This window comes from Kitasatospora gansuensis, assembly GCF_014203705.1.
GTDB lineage: Bacteria > Actinomycetota > Actinomycetes > Streptomycetales > Streptomycetaceae > Kitasatospora > Kitasatospora gansuensis.
Genome location: NZ_JACHJR010000001.1, coordinates 1433939 through 1449296, shown reverse-complemented (window position 1 = coordinate 1449296; position 15358 = coordinate 1433939). Strand labels below are relative to the sequence as shown.

Below are 15358 nucleotides of genomic sequence, written 5' to 3'. Positions count from 1 at the left end.
CCTGCCCACCCTGATCATGTGCTGGACATCCACCGGCCGCGCAGGCCGGCCAGCACGGTGATGGAGACCGCGAGCAGCACCAGGCTGAGCGCGATCGCCGCCTCCGGGTCGGACTCCATCGCCAGGTAGACCGCCAGCGGCATGGTCTGGGTCTGGCCGGGGAAGTTGCCGGCGAACGTGATGGTGGCGCCGAACTCGCCGAGCGCGCGGGCCCAGGCGAGTACCGCGCCGGCCGCGATGCCCGGGGCGATCAGCGGCAGGGTGACCCGGAGGAACGCGGTCAGCCGGGAGGCGCCCAGGGTGGCGGCGGCCTCCTCGTACCGGGGATCGGCGGCCCGCAGCGCGCCCTCGACGCTGATCACCAGGAACGGCATCGCGACGAACGCCTCGGCCAGCACCACCCCGGAGGTGTGGAACGGCAGGGTGATCCCGAAGGCCGAGTCCAGCCAGCGTCCGGCGATGCCGTTGCGGCCGAGCACCAGCAGCAGGGCCACCCCGCCGACCACCGGCGGCAGCACCAGCGGCAGGGTGACCAGCGCCCGGACGAACCGCCGCCCGGGGAACTCCGTCCTGGCCAGCAGCCAGGCCAGCGGTACCCCGAGCAGCAGCGACAGCGCGGTGGCCGCCGTCGCGCAGACCAGCGAGAGCCGCAGCGCCTCCCAGACCTCGGGGCTGGTGAGCTGCGCGGGCAGGTCACTCCACGGGGCCCGGATCAGCAGCCCGACCAGCGGCAGCACCAGGAAGGCGAGGCCGAGCAGCGCGGGCAGCAGGAGCGCGAACGGTGCCCGCCGGTACGCGGGACGGGCGGAACTCACGGGGTCTGGAAGCCCGCTGCGGTGAGCACCCGGCGGGCGTCGGCCGACTGGATGTAGGCGGCGAACGCGGCGGCGCCGTCGGCGTTGGGGGCCTTGGTCAGCGCGGCGATCGGGTAGTCGTTGACGGCCTTGGCGGCCTCGGGGAAGTCCACGCCGTCGATCTTCGCAGCATCGGCGATCACATCGGTCTTGTACACGAGCGAGGCGTCCACCTCACCGAGCTCGACCTTGGTCAGCGCGCCCTTGACGTCCTGCTCCAGGGTGACCGGGGTGAGGTTGACCTCGCCCGCCTTGAGCGCGGTCACGGCGGCGGCGCCGCACGGCACCTCCTTCGCGCAGAGCGCGACCTTGAGCCCGCCGCCCGCCAGGTCCTTGAGCGCGGCGATGTGCTTGGGGTTGCCCTTGGGGACCGCGATGGTGAGCGAGTTGCGGACGAAGACCTTGGAGTCGGCGGCCGCCTTGGCGTCCGTGACGGTCTTCATGGTGGCCGGGCTGGCCGCCGCGAACACGTCGGCGGGGGCGCCCGAGACGATGCTCTGGGCCAGCGCGGAGCTGCCGCCGAAGTTGAACTTCACGGTGACGCCCGGGTAGGCGGCCTCGAACTTCTTGCCCAGCTCGGTGAAGCTCTCCTTCAGCGAGGCGGCGGCGAAGACGTTGACCGTGCCGGAGAGCTTGGGGCCACCGGAGGCGGACGGCGTCGCGGACGGCGAGCCCGAGCTGCCGCACGCGGTCAGCCCGGTGACCAGGGCGAGCGCGGTGACGGCCAGCGCGGTGCGACGGACGGTGATGGACATGCGGATGGTCCCCTCTTACTTCCGGTGAGGCGATCATAGTGCCGCAGGTACACACAGAAAATCCCCTGTCTCATCGCACGGGCAAGGGGGAAGGTCGGAACTGGCCAGCATGTGCGAAGCAACTAGCGGGATCTTCCGCCCCTTCTTTGCTGACGAAGGGTCAGCTAGCTTGGTGGGACGCGTACAACTGTTCACTGACCAGGGGGTTCTCTTGCCGACCACTCAGATACCGGGCCCGACCGGGGTACCGCTGCTGGGCTCGATGTTCGACCTGAAGCGCGACCCGCTGGGCACCTACCTGAGCGCCCAGCGGGAGTACGGCGACGTGGTGCGGTTCACCGCCGGGCCGCCCGGGCTGCGGGCGGAGTTCTACGGTGTCTACTCGCCGGAGGGGGCGCAGCAGGTGCTGGCCACCCAGGCGGCCAACTTCCGCAAGGAGAACACCTTCTACGAGGAGATCCGGCAGAGCTTCGGCAACGGTCTGCTGACCTCGCAGGACGCCGACTACCAGCGCCAGCGCCGGCTGATCCAGCCGCTCTTCACCCGTCGCCGGGTGGACGGCTACGCCGAGGCGATCACGGCGGAGACCGAGCTGATGGTCGAGCGCTGGGCCGCCGCGCCGGGCGGCACGGTGGACGCGGTGGACGAGATGTCCCGGTACGCGCTGCGGGCGGTGGCCCGGATCCTGTTCGGCGCCGACCTGGACGCCGCGCTGGACTCGGTCCGGGTGAACTTCCCGGTGATCAACCACTACGTGACCGCCCGGGGCTTCCAGCCCAAGCGCATCCCGCGCAGCTGGCCGACGCCGACCAACAAGCAGGCGGCCGCCGCCGAGCGGGCCCTGTTCGCGGTCTGCGACACCATCATCGCCGAGCGCGGCACGGCCGCCGCCCAGGCCGAGGACCTGCTCGGCCTGCTGGCCGCCGCCCGGGACGAGGACGGCGCGCAGCTGGACCCGACCGAGCTGCGCGAGCAGGTGCTGATCTTCCTGCTGGCCGGCCACGAGACCACCGCCACGTCGCTGACCTTCGCCCTGCACCTGCTCGGCCACTACCCGGAGGTGCAGCGCCGGGTCCGCGAGGAGCTGGACACGGTGTTCGCCGACGGGCACCGGCCGACCGCCGCCGACTACAACGCGCTGCCGTACCTGACCATGGTGCTCAAGGAGGCGATGCGGCTCTACCCGGCCGCCCCGGCGATCGGCCGCCTCGCGGTCGCGGAGAGCGTGATCGGCGACGTGGTGATCCCGGCCGGGGCCAACGTGATGGTCGCCCCGTACGTGGTGCACCGGCACGCCGGGCACTGGAAGGACCCGGAGAGCTTCGACCCCGAGCGGTTCGCCCCGGAGGCGGAGGCCGCCCGGCACCGGTACGCCTGGTTCCCGTTCGGCGGCGGGCCGCGGGCCTGCATCGGCCAGCACTTCTCGATGCTGGAGTCGGTGCTCGGCCTGGCCGGTGTGCTGCGGGCCTTCGAGGTGGAGGCGCTGGACGCCCGCGAGGTGCCGCTGACCCACGGCATCACCCTGGAGGCCGCAGGCCCGGTCCGGATCCGGCTGACCCGCCGTTAGCCGATGAGGTGGTGGGGCCGCCCGCGGGTGGCCTCACCATCGGCGCAGCCCACTGTGCGCCGGGCGCACAACTCCCGCTCCAGTGCAGCACATTCGAGCCCCCGCGTGGGCTGCTTTTCACATCTTCAGGTGACTGCTTGTGGTCACTCGATAGCGTCCAGCTCATCCGAATCCGAAATCGCACAGGCGACCGGCATATGTCCGAGCGGCAGCTGCCCGAGTCGTTCGGAGGCCCGATGGGACACCTGGACCACTTCAGTTTCGGCTGGCCGACTCCCGCCATCTCGTACGTGATGGCCTGCGTCGGCGCCGCGCTCGGCCTGCGCTGCACCCTGCGCGCGCTCTCCGCCACCGGCGCCTCCCGGCGGAACTGGCTGGTCACCGCCGCCGCCGCGATCGGCTCGGGCATCTGGACCATGCACTTCGTCGCGATGTTCGGCTTCACCGTGGACGGCACCGAGCTGCGCTACAACGTGCCGCTCACCATCCTGAGCCTGCTGGTCGCCGTCCTGGTGGTCGGCCTCGGCGTGTTCGCCGTGGCGTACGGGCGGCACCGGGGCCGCTCGCTGCTGCTCGGCGGGCTGATCACCGGGGTCGGGGTGGCGGCCATGCACTACCTCGGCATGGCGGCCGTCCGGCTGCACGGCGTGATCGACTACGACTTCGGCACGGTGGCGCTCTCGGTGCTGATCGCGGTCGGCGCGGCGACCGCCGCGCTCTGGGCCGCCGTCACCATCCGCAACGTGTACGCCGCCGCGGCCGCCTCGCTGGTGATGGGCATCGCGGTGAGCTGTATGCACTACACCGGCATGGCCGCCGTCCAGGTCGAACTGCACCCGTCCCGGGTCGAGTTGGGCGGGGCGACGCCGATGCAGTTCATCTTCCCGCTGGCGGTCGGGCTCGGCTCCTTCCTGTTCCTCACCTCGGCGTTCGTCGCGCTCTCCCCGACCGCCCAGGAGCGCGCCGCGTACCGCGAGGCCGGGCAGCTGGCGATCGAGGAGCTCGACCGGGCGGCCTGAGTCGCCGTCAACCACCTTCCAGAGAAAGGGCCCTGACCACATGGGAACCCACGCGGGCCCGCCCGCCCGGGAGGCCACCGCCGCCCGCCGACCCGCCGCGCACGCGCTGCTGCGGCGGCTGCGCCCCCGTACCGTACGCGCCAGGATCGTCGCTCTGCTGATGGTCCCGGTGGTCTCCGTGATGGCCCTCTGGTCCTTCGCCACCGTCACCACCGCGCAGCAGATCTGGGATCTGCTGCGGCTCCAGGAGGTGCACAGCGAACTGCTCGACCCGGTGGCCGCCACCGTGACCGGCCTGCAGGCCGAACGGGTGGCGGCCGGACAGCAGTTGGCCGCGCCGGGAGCCGGCCGGGAGGCGGTGCTCCGGGAGGCCGCCGAGGCCACCGACCGGGCGGTCGCCCCGCTCGGGATCGGCACCGGCTACAACCGGGCCGACGCCCGGGGCCTCGGCGCCGAGGCGGCCGGCCGGGTGGACGCGCTGGGCGCGGCCGTCGGCGGACTGGCCGAGCTGCGCCGCCGGGTGACGGAACGTTCCGTCAGCTGGGCCGAGACCTATGCCGCCTACACCGCCGCGATCGACCGCGCCTTCGAGGTGACCGGCGCGACCACCGGGCTGCAGGACCACCGGGTGGCCTCGGACGGCCGGGTGCTGCTGGAGTTCGCCCGTTCCCGCGAACTCCTGGCCAGGGAGGACGCGTTGCTGCGCACCGGCCAGCGCTCGGGCTCCCTGCTGGACAGCCAGCGCGCCGAGTTCGCCGCCGCCGTCTACGCCCGCCGGCTGTTCGAGCAGACCGCCGGTCTCGACCTGCGCCCGGTGGACCGGGCCGCGCTGCTCGCGGTGTTCAACGGCACCGACCACCGCGCCCTGCTCCGGTACGAGGACGCCGTCCGCGCCGCAGCGGACGGCCGGGGCGCGGTGGAGGCGGTGAGCGCCGAGCAGTGGTCGGTGGCCGCCGACAACGTGGCCCGCACCCTGCGCACGGTGGAGACCAACGCCGGTGCGGCCGCCGCCGCGCAGGCCCGCCCGTACGCGCTCGGACTGTTCAGCACCTCCGGTGCCGCCGTCCTGCTCGGCCTGCTCGCGGTGGTCGCCTCGCTGCTGATCTCGGTGCAGATCGGCCGCGGCCTGGTCACCGAGCTGATCGCGCTGCGGAACTCCGCGCTGGAGCTGGCCGGACGCAAACTCCCGGGCACCATGCGGCGGTTGCGCGCCGGTGAGGAGATCGACGTGGAGACCGAGGCGCCGCTGCGGCCGCACGGCGAGGACGAGATCGGGCAGGTGCACGGCGCGCTCGGCTCGGTCCAGCGGGCGGCTGTGACGGCGGCGGTCGAGCGGGCCGAGGTGCTCTCCGGCGTCTCCGGGGTCTTCGTGAACCTGGCCCGGCGCAGCCAGGTCCTGGTGCACCGTCAGCTCACCCTGCTGGACACCATGGAGCGGCGTACCGAGGACCCGGAGGAGCTGGAGGACCTGTTCCGGCTGGACCACCTGACGACCCGGATGCGGCGGCACGCCGAGGGCCTGATCATCCTCTCCGGGGCGGCCCCGGGCCGGGGTTGGCGCAACCCGGTGCCGCTGATGGACGTGGTCAGGGCGGCGGTCTCCGAGGTCGAGGACTACGCCCGGGTCGAGGTGCACCGGCTGCCGTTCGCCGCCGTCGCGGGGCAGGCGGTCGCCGACCTGACCCACCTGGTGGCCGAACTGGTGGAGAACGCCACCGGGTTCTCGCCCCCGCACACCAAGGTGCACGTCCGGGGCGAGCAGGTCGGCAACGGCTACGCGCTGGAGATCGAGGACCGGGGCCTGGGGATGGGCCCGGAGGCGCTGGCCGACGCCAACCGGCGGATCGAGGCGGCCCAGCAGGTGGACCTGTTCGACAGCGACCGGCTCGGCCTGTTCGTGGTCAGCCGGCTGGCCCGCCGCCAGGACGTCCGGGTCTCGCTCCGGACCTCCGCGTACGGCGGCACCACGGCGGTCGTGCTGCTGCCCAACGCGCTGCTGGAGAACCCCCGTTCGGAGCGCGCGGCCCCCGGGCCGGAGCTTCCCGCGCCGGCCCCGGACGCGTTCGGTTCCGGCCTGCTCCGGCCGACCCCGTTCCCGGCGCCCCGGCTGGCCGTCGCGCCGACCGCTCCGGCACCCGTACCGCCGCCGCCCCCGCGCCTGCCGCCGTCCCTGGCCGAGCCGCTGGACCCGGAGTCGGACGACCTGCCGCGCCGGGTCCGGCAGGCCAGCCTGGCGCCCCAGCTGCGGGAGGCCCCGGAGCGCCCGCAGACCCGGCCCCGGCCGGACGGCCCGCCCCGGATCGGCCGCAACCCGGAGGAGGCCCGCGCCGCGATGTCCGCCTACCAGCGCGGCTGGGCCCGGGGCAAGGGCCAACGGACCGTCAACACCACCGAGGGAGAGACCCGATGATCGTCCCCGCACCGCGCTCGGGAGAGTTCAACTGGCTGCTCGACGAGCTGGTCTCCCGGGTCGCCCAGATCAGATTCGCCGTGATGCTCTCCGCCGACGGCCTGGCGATCGGCACCTCGGCCGGGATCGGCCGGGAGGACGGCGAGCACCTGGCCGCCGTCGCCTCCGGCTTCCACAGCCTGGCCAAGGGGGCCGGGCGGCACTTCGAGGCGGGTGAAGTCCGGCAGACCATGGTCGAGTTGGAGCACGGCTTCCTGTTCGTCGCGGCGGCCGGCGAGGGCAGCTGCCTGGCGGTCTTCGCGCACTCCGACGCCGACCTCGGCCTGATCGCGTACGAGATGGCCCGCCTGGTCCGCCGGGTCGGCGAGCACCTGTACACGCCACCGCGCAGCGCAGTCGGGGGGTGAGTGCAGTGCCGTACCCGCAACGCCACCACCTGCCCGAGTCGCCGTTCGGCTTCCCGGCCCCGGCCGAGCAGCACACCCGCTGGTACGACGGCGCGGCCGGGCCGATGGTCCGCCCGTACGCGCTCACCAAGGGCCGGACCAGGCCCACCGGACGGGAGTTCGACCTGATCGCCCTGGTGGTCAGCGACGTCCCGGACAGCCCGGAGCTGCCGATCGGCCCCGAGCACGGCGCGATCCTCGACCTGTGCCGGGACAACGCGCTCTCGGTGGCCGAGATCGCCGCCGAGACCGACCTGCCGCTCGGGGTGGTCCGGGTGCTGCTCGGCGACCTGCTGGACGCCGAGTTCATCCGGGTCAGCCGCCCCGTACCGCCCGCCATGCTCCCCGACGAGCACATCCTCCGTGAGGTCATCAATGGACTCCGCGCGCTCTGAACACTCCGAACGCCTGGATGACAGCCAGGTGTTGACGCTGAAGATCCTGATCGCCGGGGGCTTCGGGGTCGGCAAGACCACCATGGTCGGCTCGGTCAGCGAGATCCGGCCGCTGCGTACCGAGGAGCAGCTCAGCCTGGCCGGGGCCGGGGTGGACGACCTCGGCGGGGTGGAGCAGAAGACCACCACCACGGTGGCGATGGACTTCGGCCGGATCACCATCCGGGAGGGGCTCTCGGTCTACCTGTTCGGCACCCCCGGGCAGGACCGGTTCTGGTTCCTCTGGGACGAGCTGGCCACCGGCGCGCTGGGCGCGGTGGTGCTGGCCGACACCCGGCGGCTGACCGACTGCTTCCCGGCCGTCGACTTCTTCGAGCACCGGGGCATCCCGTTCGTGGTCGCGGTGAACCGCTTCGCGGGCACCCGGGACTTCCGCCCCGAGGAGGTGTCCCGGGCGCTCGACCTGGAGACCGACACGCCCGTGGTGATCTGCGACGCCCGGCGGAAGGAGTCCGGCAAGGAGGTGCTGATCAACCTGGTCGAGCACGCGGGGCGGGTGCACGCGGCCCGGCTGCTCGCCGAGGTCGGCGGCTGAGGTCGGTGGCCTCGGCGACCGAGGACCGCCGAGAGCCCGCTCGTGGCGTTCCGCTGACGGAGCGTCACGAGTCGTACGCTGAAAAATGTGATCACCTACGAGTGCCGCAGGCTGCGCAGCCTGGCCGACGAGGAACGCTGGCCCGAGCTGCTCGGGCTCTACCGCGAGTCCCGCGCGGTCGGCGCCGCGCTGCGCGGCGAGGCCCAGGGCGCGGCCGAGACCGGACCGCTCGGCCACCTGATCGCGTACGGGGCGCCGCCGGAACTGGCGGCCCGGCTGTTCGACCCGGACGGCGGGCCCGGCGCCGCCGCGACGGTGGCCGACCACGACGCCGGGCCGCTCTGGGAGGTGCTGGCGACCCGTCACTCCTGGCGACGGCTGGCCCCGTTGCTGGGGCCCGCGCGGGTCCGGCGGCTGGTCCAGCACACCCGGGTCCTGCTCGGCGAGGAGCTCGGCCACGGCGCCGAACCGGACCGGGACGGCGTCCCGCTCACCCTGGAGCCGTGGGAGCTGGCGGGCTGGGAGCCGGCCGCCCGGGTCCGCGAGTACCTGCGGACCGGCGGGGCCCGGCGCGCGCTGCTCACCCTGCCGGCCAACCGGGAGGGGCTCGGGCCGGTCGAACTGCCGGAGCCCGGCACCCTGGTCCGCGAGCTGGCGGCGACCAGACTGCTGGCCGCCGCGGTGCCCTGGGCGACCGCGCGCTGCGTCCGCGGCCCCGGCCCGGCCGCCGCCGCCCGGCTGGCCCCGGACCGTCAGGTCACCGGCGGCTACCTCCCGTTCGGCGCGGTCTACCCCGCCCTCCTGCAGGCCGCCTCCGACGGCCCGGCCCGGGGCAGCGCCCAGGGCCGGATCGCGGTCTGGCGACTCCTCTCCGCGATGACCGGCGAGCCGGGCCCGGCCGAGGTGAACACCCTGGTGTCCCGCCTGCGCTGCTTCACCTGGCACGAGCCGACGGACGAACTCCGCTTCGTCCACCTCGCCCTGGAGGACCCGGCCACCGGCCTCTCCTGGGCCCTGAGCGGCGCGGTGCGGGAGGGCTGAGCCGCTGCCCCGGTTCGCCGGCCCGGTCGTGGGTGCTGGGAGACTCCGGGCATGTCTGAGGAGAAGCCGCCCAAGGATGGCGGCAACGGGGCGACGGCGGAGATCGTGCTGCGGGGCAGCCGGGGGCGCAGTGCGCGGTTCGTGGACGGGTGGGTGGTGATCGAGCAGCGGGACGTGGTCCATCGGATACCCGTCGCGGCGATCGACCGGGTGGTGGCCGGGTCCGGTCGGGTGGAGGTGGTGCTGCGGGCCGCGAGCGGTCCGGCGCGGATCCACCGGATCCGGCACCGGGGGTCGGGGGAGGCGTTCGTCCGGGTGGTGACCAAGGCGCTGCCGGTCCTGGACGCGGCGGAACGGGCCGGTGACGGCGGGGCGTTGGTGGAGTCGGCCGTCCTCGCGAAGAGCTCCGGGGGACCCGGGCGGCTGTTGCGGCCGGTGAACTCCCCGCTGAAGGTGTTCGGCTGGCTCTACCTGGCCGGGTTCGGGCCGGCGTTCTCAACGCCCGGGCACCGGATGGCGGGGTCCCTGCTGCTCTGGGTCTTCGGCCCGCCCTGTCTCGGCCTCGCTGTGCTGGGCGTCGTCGGCGCCGTGCGGTCCCTCCCCAAGCCCTGGGCGCTGCACCGGCGCGGGATCACCGTCGTCGCCACCGTCACCGGTCACGAGCGCGAGGTTGACCAGGTCGGCGACGAGGCGCCGAGCAACCGGTACTACGCGATCTACGAGTTCGTCGACGCGGACGGGGTGACCCGGACTCATACCGCCCGGGACCAGGAGGGGTTGGTCAGCGGCGGCCGGGGCGAGATCTGCTACGACCCGGCGGACCCGGCCGTGATCCGCCGGGCGGCGAACTTCGGGGCCCGGGTGTACTGGTCGGTGGCAGGCATCGTGCTGATCCTGCTGCCGATGGTCCTGGTCGGGCTCGCCATGAGCGTCGGGGCGATGGTGATCGCGTACCGGTTCGCCGAATGAGGAAGCAGGCCCCCGTCCGGCCGGGGGGTTCCGGGCGGGGGCCTGCGGTCTGAGGAGGCGTCAGCCCGTCTTCTCCAGCACGGGGGCGTCCGGCTGGGCCGGGACGGCGGCGGTGTGACTGTCCACCAGGGTGGTCTCGTCGAACGGGAGCCGGCCGCCGAGGACCTCGGTGAGGCGGTCGTGGTCGAGCTCCTTGGTCCAGTGGCCGATCAGCACGGTGGCGACGGCGTTGCCCGCGAAGTTGGTGAGGGCGCGGGCCTCGGACATGAAGCGGTCGATGCCGACGATCAGGCCGACGCCGTCGACCAGTTCGGGCCGGTGCGACTGGAGGCCGCCGGCCAGGGTGGCGAGGCCGGCGCCGGTGACTCCGGCGGCGCCCTTGCTGGCGATGATCATGAAGATCAGCAGACCGAACTGCTGGCCCAGCGACATCGGCTTGTCGAGCGCCTCGGAGATGAAGATCGAGGCCATCGTCAGGTAGATCGCGGTGCCGTCGAGGTTGAAGCTGTAGCCGGTCGGGACGGTGATGCCGACGACCGGGCGGCTGACGCCGAGGTGCTCCATCTTGGCGATCAGGCGGGGGAGGGCGCTCTCCGAGGAGGAGGTGGAGAGGATCAGCAGGAACTCCCGGCCGAGGTAGCGCAGCAGGGCGAAGATGTTGACCCCGGCGGCGAGCCGGAGCAGCCCGCCGAGCACCAGCACCACGAACAGGAAACAGGTGACGTAGAACCCGATCATGATGACGGCGAGGCTCTTGAGCGCGGCGGTGCCGGTGGCGCCGACCACGGCGGCGATCGCACCGAAGGCGCCGACCGGCGCCAGCCACATGATCATCGACATCACCCGGAAGACCAGCCGCTGCAGGTGCTCGATGCCACGCAGCACCGGCGCACCGGTCGCGCCCATGGCCTGCAGGGCGAAGCCCGCGAGCAGCGCGACCAGCAGGGTCTGCAGCACCTTGCCCTCGGTGAGCGCGGAGAAGACCGTGGTCGGGATGATGCCGAGCAGGAAGTCCGTGGTGTTCTGGGCGTGCCCGGCGGTGGCCTGGGCGTGGCCGGACTTGGCGAGGGCCTGGGTGAGGTGCAGACCGGAGCCGGGCTCCAGCAGGTTGCCGACCAGCAGGCCGATGCCGAGCGCGACGGTGGACATCAGCAGGAAGTAGCCGAGCGCGAGGCCGCCGACCTTGCCGACCTTGGCGGCTTTGGTGACCGAGCCGATGCCGAGCACGATGGTGCAGAAGATCACCGGACTGATCATCATCTTGATCAGGTTCACGAAGCCGGTGCCGATCGGCTTCAGCTCCACCGCGAAGTCCGGTGCCACCAGGCCGACCGCGATACCGGCCAGGACCGCGAGGATCACCGCGAGGTAGAGGTAGTGCGTCCGGTCCCGTCTCCGAGCTGCTGTGCTGGTCGTCATGGTGCGGCTCCTTCGCCTGCGGGTGCTGCGGCCCGGGGTGGTCGGGTCGATCCGACTATGGGCTCCGGAGTGACCAGGGTCACGTTTGAGTTCATAGAGTTCATGCCTGCTGTAGCCGGCTTCTCGCCGCCCACCCGGCTCGGCCCGCGCGGCGGCAGGGCACACTGGCTGGCATGGACGCGCACCCCGACCCCAGGCCGCGCCGCCGCGCCCGCAGCCTGGCGGGCCAGCTCTTCGTACTCCAGGTGGTCATCGTGGCCGCCGTGGTGGCCGGCGGCGCGGTGCTCGCCTACCTGTTCACCACCGGCCGGGCCGAGGCCGCCGCCCGCCGCCAGGTCACCGCGGTGGCCCGCTCGGTGGCCGCCGCGCCCAGCGTCCGGGACGCCGCGCTCGGCCCCGACCCGTCCGCCGTGCTCCAGCCGTACGCCGAGCGGGTCCGCCAGGACACCGGGGTCGACTTCGTCACCGTGATGGCCCCCGACGGCATCCGCTGGGCCCACCGCGACCCGGCCCAGATCGGCCGCCCGTTCCTCGGCCACACCGAACAGGCACTGGCCGGCCAAGTGTTCACCGAGACGTACACCGGCACGCTCGGCCCCTCGGTCCGGGTGGTGGCCCCGGTGCTGGACGGCAGCCGGGTGGTCGGCCTGGTCAGCGCGGGCATCACGGTGCAGTCCATCAGCACCCAGCTACGCGGTCCGCTGATCGCGCTCGGCGGGGTCGCGTTCGGCGCGCTGCTGCTCGGCGGGGCGGCCACCTACCTGGCCAACGCCCGGCTGCGACGGCACACCCACGGCATGGGCGCCGCCGAGCTGAGCCACCTGTACGACTACCACCAGGCCACCCTGCACTCGGTCCGGGAGGGGCTGGTGCTGCTGGACGGCGCCGGGCGGGTGGTGCTCTGCAACGACGCGGCCCGCGAACTGCTGGGCCTGTCCGGCGACTTGGACGGCGTACCGGTCCGCTCGCTCGGCCTGCCGCCCTCGCTGGTCCGGGCCCTCGGCTCGGCCGAGCCGGTCCGGGACGAGCTGCACCTGACCGCGGAGCGGGTGGTGGTGCTGAACACCTCGGCCGTCGGGCCCGGCCTCGGCACCGTGGTGACCCTCCGGGACCACACCGAACTCCAGGGCCTGGTCGGCGAGTTGGACTCGGTACGGGGCTTCGCCGAAGCGCTCGGCGCGCAGGCGCACGAGGCCGCCAACCGGCTGCACACGGTGGTCTCGCTGATCGAACTCGGCCGCCACCGCGAGGCGGTGGACTTCGCCACCGCCGAACTCGAACTCGCCCAGCAACTCACCGACCGGGTGGTCGCGGCGGTCGCCGAACCGGTGCTGGCCGCCCTGCTGCTCGGCAAGACCGCCCAGGCCGCCGAGCGCGGCGTCGAGTTGACCCTGACCGAGGACAGCCGGATCGACGACGGCGTGCTGCCGCCCGGCCTCACCCCGCGCGACCTGGTCACCGTGCTCGGCAACCTGGTCGACAACGCGGTGGACGCCGCGATCGAGAACGCCGCCGCCCGGGCCCCCGAAGTCACCGTCACCGCCCGGGTGGACGGGACCGAACTGCTGCTCCGGGTTGCCGACTCGGGCCCCGGCATCGAACCGGACGCCGCCGCCGAGGTGTTCGGCCGGGGCTGGACCACCAAGGCGGCCGACGGCGGCCGGGGGCTCGGCCTCGCGCTGGTCCAGCAGACCGCCCGGCGCAACGGGGGCACGGTGCAGGTCGGGCGCTCCGACGGCGCGGTGCCGGCGGCCGGTGCCGTGCTCACGGTGAGGCTCCCACTGCAGCGGGAGGCCGCGCGATGATCTCCGTCCTGGTGGTGGAGGACGACCCGGTGGCCGCCGCCGCCCACACCCTCTACGTCGGCCGCACCCCCGGCTTCGAGGCGGCCGGCACCGCGCACAGCTGCGCCGAGGCGCTCCGCCTGCTGGACCGCGCCCGCGCGGCCGGCCGGCCCGTCGAGCTGATCCTGCTCGACCTCCACCTCCCCGACGGCCACGGCCTCCAGCTCTGCCGCACCCTGCGCGCCGCCGGGCACGCCGCCGACATCATCGCCGTCACCTCGGCCCGCGAACTGGCCACCGTCCGGCAGGCCGTCTCGGCCGGGGTGGTCCAGTACCTGCTGAAGCCCTTCGGCGCCGCCGCCCTGCACGACCGGCTGGACCGCTACGCCCGCTACCGCTCCACCCTCGGCCGGACCGGCGACGCCACCGGCCAGGACGAGGTCGACCAGGCCTTCGCCGCCCTGCGCACCCCCGACCGCACCGCTCTCCCCAAGGGCCTCAGCGCCGCCACCCTCGACACCCTGGCCACCGTCCTGCGCACCGCTCCTGACGGCCTGTCCGCCACCGCGGCCGCCACCGCCACCGGCGTCTCCCGGATCACCGCCCGCCGCTACCTCGAACACCTCGTCACCACCGGCCTCGCCGACCGCGAACCCCAGTACGGCCAGGTCGGCCGCCCGGAGCTCAACTACCGCTGGCGCACCGGTCGGTAGGGGTCAGACGGCGACCAGCAGCACCCGCTTGTCGCAGAGCTTCGCCATGTCGTCGACGTCACTGGTGAGAAGTCGGACCGGTCCCGGCTGTGCCATGGCCGTCGCAGCTACGACGGCGTCGATCGCGTACCTATGACCGTGCAACCCCGCTGTCTTGAGAAGGGCCATGGCGTGCTGTGTGTGTTGGTGGGTGACCTCCTCGACGTTGAGCCGAGAGATCACGAAGTCCCATCGAGGCTGGGAGTGTTGGGGATTCATAGCCTCGATCAGGGTGAGGGTGCTGACCACGATGCGGGCGCCGTGTGTCTGGGCGTGCTCAAGCCGGGCCATGACCAGCGGGTCGCTGGCGACCGCCAAGGCCAGACCCTGGCAGTCGAGCACGAGAGCTCCAGGGGTCAGCTCGCCAGGGCGTCGTCCTGCGGCTGTTCGGCGAGCCACTGGGCGTACCTCCGCTCCGCTTCCTCGGCCTCCGCTGCGGCTTGGGCTCGGGCCGCTTCGGGGATCTCGCCGTGGTGGCGAATGTGCTCCTCTACCAGTTCGGCCAGTCGCTCGCGCTCTATCCGTTCCTGGACTGCAGCGGTCACGTAGGCGCTGAACGCCCCTTTGCCGACGCGGGTGCGGACGTCCTCCGCAACGGCCTCCGGCATCGAGACGCTGTACTTCTTGAAGGGCGACTCAGGCATGCCGTCAGGCTACCACCGTGGGTAGCAGTCGCTCAAAGTGACCACTCTGCCACCGCGAGGTAGCGGTCGTCGGTGTCCGTGTAGCTCACCAGCCGCCAGCCGTTGGCGGCCAGCAGGGGGCGGAGGTTGGGCTCGGCGCGGCGGTCGTCGGGGGTGAGTTCGCGGCCGTGGCGGGCGGCCAGCACCGCGCGGCCGATCGGGTGGAAAAGGGCGAGCCGGCCGGTCGGGCGGCTGACCCGGGCGAGTTCGCGCAGGCCGAGGGCGGGGTCGGGGAGGTGGTTGACCAGGCCGGCCGCGAAGACCAGGTCGACGGTCCCGTCGGGCAGCGGGAGGTGCGCGCAGTCGGCGAGCGCGACGGCGGCCACGTCGGAGTGGGCGGCGGCCCGGTCCACCATCTCGGGCGTCACGTCCACCCCGAGCACCGTCCCGGTCGGGCCGACCGCGGCCCGCAGCAGCGGCAGCGCCCGCCCGGTGCCGCAGCCCGCGTCGAGCACGAACGCGCCTTCGGCCAGGCCGAGTTCGGCGATCGCCGCGGCGTAGCGAGGGCTGTCGTCCGGGTACTTGGAGTCCCAGGTGGCGGCGCGGGTGGCGAAGAACTCACGGGTGGCGGCCAGTTCGGCTTCGTACGACATGCGGGCAGCCTAATCGCCGACCGGGCCGCAGGCCGGAAACCGGGGTGAGGGTCGTCGGTCCGGTCTGCTTGAATGA

General features: G+C 73.4%; 16 protein-coding genes. 10 read left to right on the top strand and 6 right to left on the bottom strand.

All coding sequences use genetic code 11. From position 1 onward, the window contains the following. Nucleotides 1-14 precede the first annotated feature (14 nt). Nucleotides 15-815, bottom strand: a complete 801-nt coding sequence (locus F4556_RS06575) for an ABC transporter permease (RefSeq protein ID WP_184912419.1) — start codon at nt 813-815, stop codon at nt 15-17. Further along, the gene (modA, locus tag F4556_RS06570) at nt 812-1609 is read right to left on the bottom strand and encodes a molybdate ABC transporter substrate-binding protein (RefSeq protein WP_184912417.1); all 798 of its coding nucleotides are present in this window, start codon (nt 1607-1609) and stop codon (nt 812-814) included. The genes F4556_RS06575 and modA overlap by 4 nt, the downstream gene beginning before the upstream one ends. 211 nt (nt 1610-1820) lie before the next feature. Between modA and F4556_RS06565 the strand changes: the two genes are divergently transcribed. From F4556_RS06565 to F4556_RS06530, 8 genes are all read left to right on the top strand, one after another. Beyond that, complete coding sequence (locus F4556_RS06565) at nt 1821-3176, top strand: cytochrome P450 (protein ID WP_281403636.1); 1356 nt, start codon at nt 1821-1823, stop codon at nt 3174-3176. Between the two features lie 236 nt (nt 3177-3412). Next, on the top strand, nt 3413-4195 hold the full coding sequence (locus F4556_RS06560; protein ID WP_184924353.1) for an MHYT domain-containing protein: 783 nt from the start codon (nt 3413-3415) through the stop codon (nt 4193-4195). A gap of 40 nt (nt 4196-4235) precedes the next feature. Continuing rightward, nucleotides 4236-6605, top strand: coding sequence for a sensor histidine kinase (locus F4556_RS06555; RefSeq protein WP_184912414.1), 2370 nt, complete (start codon nt 4236-4238; stop codon nt 6603-6605). After that, entirely contained in the window at nt 6602-7012 is a 411-nt protein-coding gene (locus tag F4556_RS06550; RefSeq protein ID WP_184912412.1) for a roadblock/LC7 domain-containing protein, read from the top strand. The genes F4556_RS06555 and F4556_RS06550 overlap by 4 nt, the downstream gene beginning before the upstream one ends. A gap of 29 nt (nt 7013-7041) precedes the next feature. Continuing rightward, nucleotides 7042-7446, top strand: coding sequence for a DUF742 domain-containing protein (locus tag F4556_RS06545; protein ID WP_376775781.1), 405 nt, complete (start codon nt 7042-7044; stop codon nt 7444-7446). Beyond that, complete coding sequence (locus F4556_RS06540; protein WP_184912410.1) at nt 7427-8041, top strand: GTP-binding protein; 615 nt, start codon at nt 7427-7429, stop codon at nt 8039-8041. The genes F4556_RS06545 and F4556_RS06540 overlap by 20 nt, the downstream gene beginning before the upstream one ends. 87 nt (nt 8042-8128) lie before the next feature. Further along, nucleotides 8129-9082, top strand: a complete 954-nt coding sequence (locus F4556_RS06535; RefSeq protein ID WP_184912408.1) for a DUF6183 family protein — start codon at nt 8129-8131, stop codon at nt 9080-9082. Nucleotides 9083-9133: 51 nt separating this feature from the next. Then, on the top strand, nt 9134-10051 hold the full coding sequence (locus tag F4556_RS06530; protein ID WP_184912407.1) for a DUF3592 domain-containing protein: 918 nt from the start codon (nt 9134-9136) through the stop codon (nt 10049-10051). Nucleotides 10052-10111: 60 nt separating this feature from the next. Here the strand turns inward: F4556_RS06530 and F4556_RS06525 are convergent, their stop codons facing one another. Then, nucleotides 10112-11470 (bottom strand): cation:dicarboxylate symporter family transporter, encoded by a 1359-nt coding sequence (locus tag F4556_RS06525; RefSeq protein WP_184912405.1) that lies wholly within the window; start codon nt 11468-11470, stop codon nt 10112-10114. Between the two features lie 173 nt (nt 11471-11643). On the opposite strand from F4556_RS06525, the gene F4556_RS06520 reads away from it, so the two are divergent. Next, nucleotides 11644-13275 (top strand): sensor histidine kinase, encoded by a 1632-nt coding sequence (locus F4556_RS06520; RefSeq protein ID WP_184912403.1) that lies wholly within the window; start codon nt 11644-11646, stop codon nt 13273-13275. Then, entirely contained in the window at nt 13272-13967 is a 696-nt protein-coding gene (locus F4556_RS06515; RefSeq protein ID WP_184912401.1) for a response regulator, read from the top strand. Before F4556_RS06520 ends, F4556_RS06515 begins: the two co-directional genes overlap by 4 nt. Nucleotides 13968-13970: 3 nt before the next feature. Here F4556_RS06515 and F4556_RS06510 read toward each other — a convergent pair whose 3' ends face one another. From F4556_RS06510 to F4556_RS06500, 3 genes are read right to left on the bottom strand one after another with little or no spacing between them, the layout of a single operon-like run. Further along, nucleotides 13971-14348, bottom strand: a complete 378-nt coding sequence (locus tag F4556_RS06510) for a DNA-binding protein (protein ID WP_313068188.1) — start codon at nt 14346-14348, stop codon at nt 13971-13973. 14 nt (nt 14349-14362) lie between these two features. After that, entirely contained in the window at nt 14363-14650 is a 288-nt protein-coding gene (locus F4556_RS06505; protein WP_184912399.1) for a hypothetical protein, read from the bottom strand. Between the two features lie 32 nt (nt 14651-14682). Continuing rightward, entirely contained in the window at nt 14683-15282 is a 600-nt protein-coding gene (locus tag F4556_RS06500) for a class I SAM-dependent methyltransferase (protein ID WP_184912397.1), read from the bottom strand. Nucleotides 15283-15358 lie beyond the last annotated feature (76 nt).

Excerpts from the sequence above, each read along its gene's own strand:
- modA (WP_184912417.1), bottom strand. The coding sequence starts at position 1,609 with ATGTCCATCACCGTCCGTCGCACCGCGCTGGCCGTCACCGCGCTCGCC.
- F4556_RS06560 (WP_184924353.1), top strand. The coding sequence starts at position 3,413 with ATGGGACACCTGGACCACTTCAGTTTCGGCTGGCCGACTCCCGCCATC.
- F4556_RS06555 (WP_184912414.1), top strand. The coding sequence starts at position 4,236 with ATGGGAACCCACGCGGGCCCGCCCGCCCGGGAGGCCACCGCCGCCCGC.
- F4556_RS06550 (WP_184912412.1), top strand. The coding sequence starts at position 6,602 with ATGATCGTCCCCGCACCGCGCTCGGGAGAGTTCAACTGGCTGCTCGAC.
- F4556_RS06540 (WP_184912410.1), top strand. The coding sequence starts at position 7,427 with ATGGACTCCGCGCGCTCTGAACACTCCGAACGCCTGGATGACAGCCAG.
- F4556_RS06530 (WP_184912407.1), top strand. The coding sequence starts at position 9,134 with ATGTCTGAGGAGAAGCCGCCCAAGGATGGCGGCAACGGGGCGACGGCG.
- F4556_RS06525 (WP_184912405.1), bottom strand. The coding sequence starts at position 11,470 with ATGACGACCAGCACAGCAGCTCGGAGACGGGACCGGACGCACTACCTC.
- F4556_RS06520 (WP_184912403.1), top strand. The coding sequence starts at position 11,644 with ATGGACGCGCACCCCGACCCCAGGCCGCGCCGCCGCGCCCGCAGCCTG.
- F4556_RS06515 (WP_184912401.1), top strand. The coding sequence starts at position 13,272 with ATGATCTCCGTCCTGGTGGTGGAGGACGACCCGGTGGCCGCCGCCGCC.
- F4556_RS06505 (WP_184912399.1), bottom strand. The coding sequence starts at position 14,650 with ATGCCTGAGTCGCCCTTCAAGAAGTACAGCGTCTCGATGCCGGAGGCC.
- F4556_RS06500 (WP_184912397.1), bottom strand. The coding sequence starts at position 15,282 with ATGTCGTACGAAGCCGAACTGGCCGCCACCCGTGAGTTCTTCGCCACC.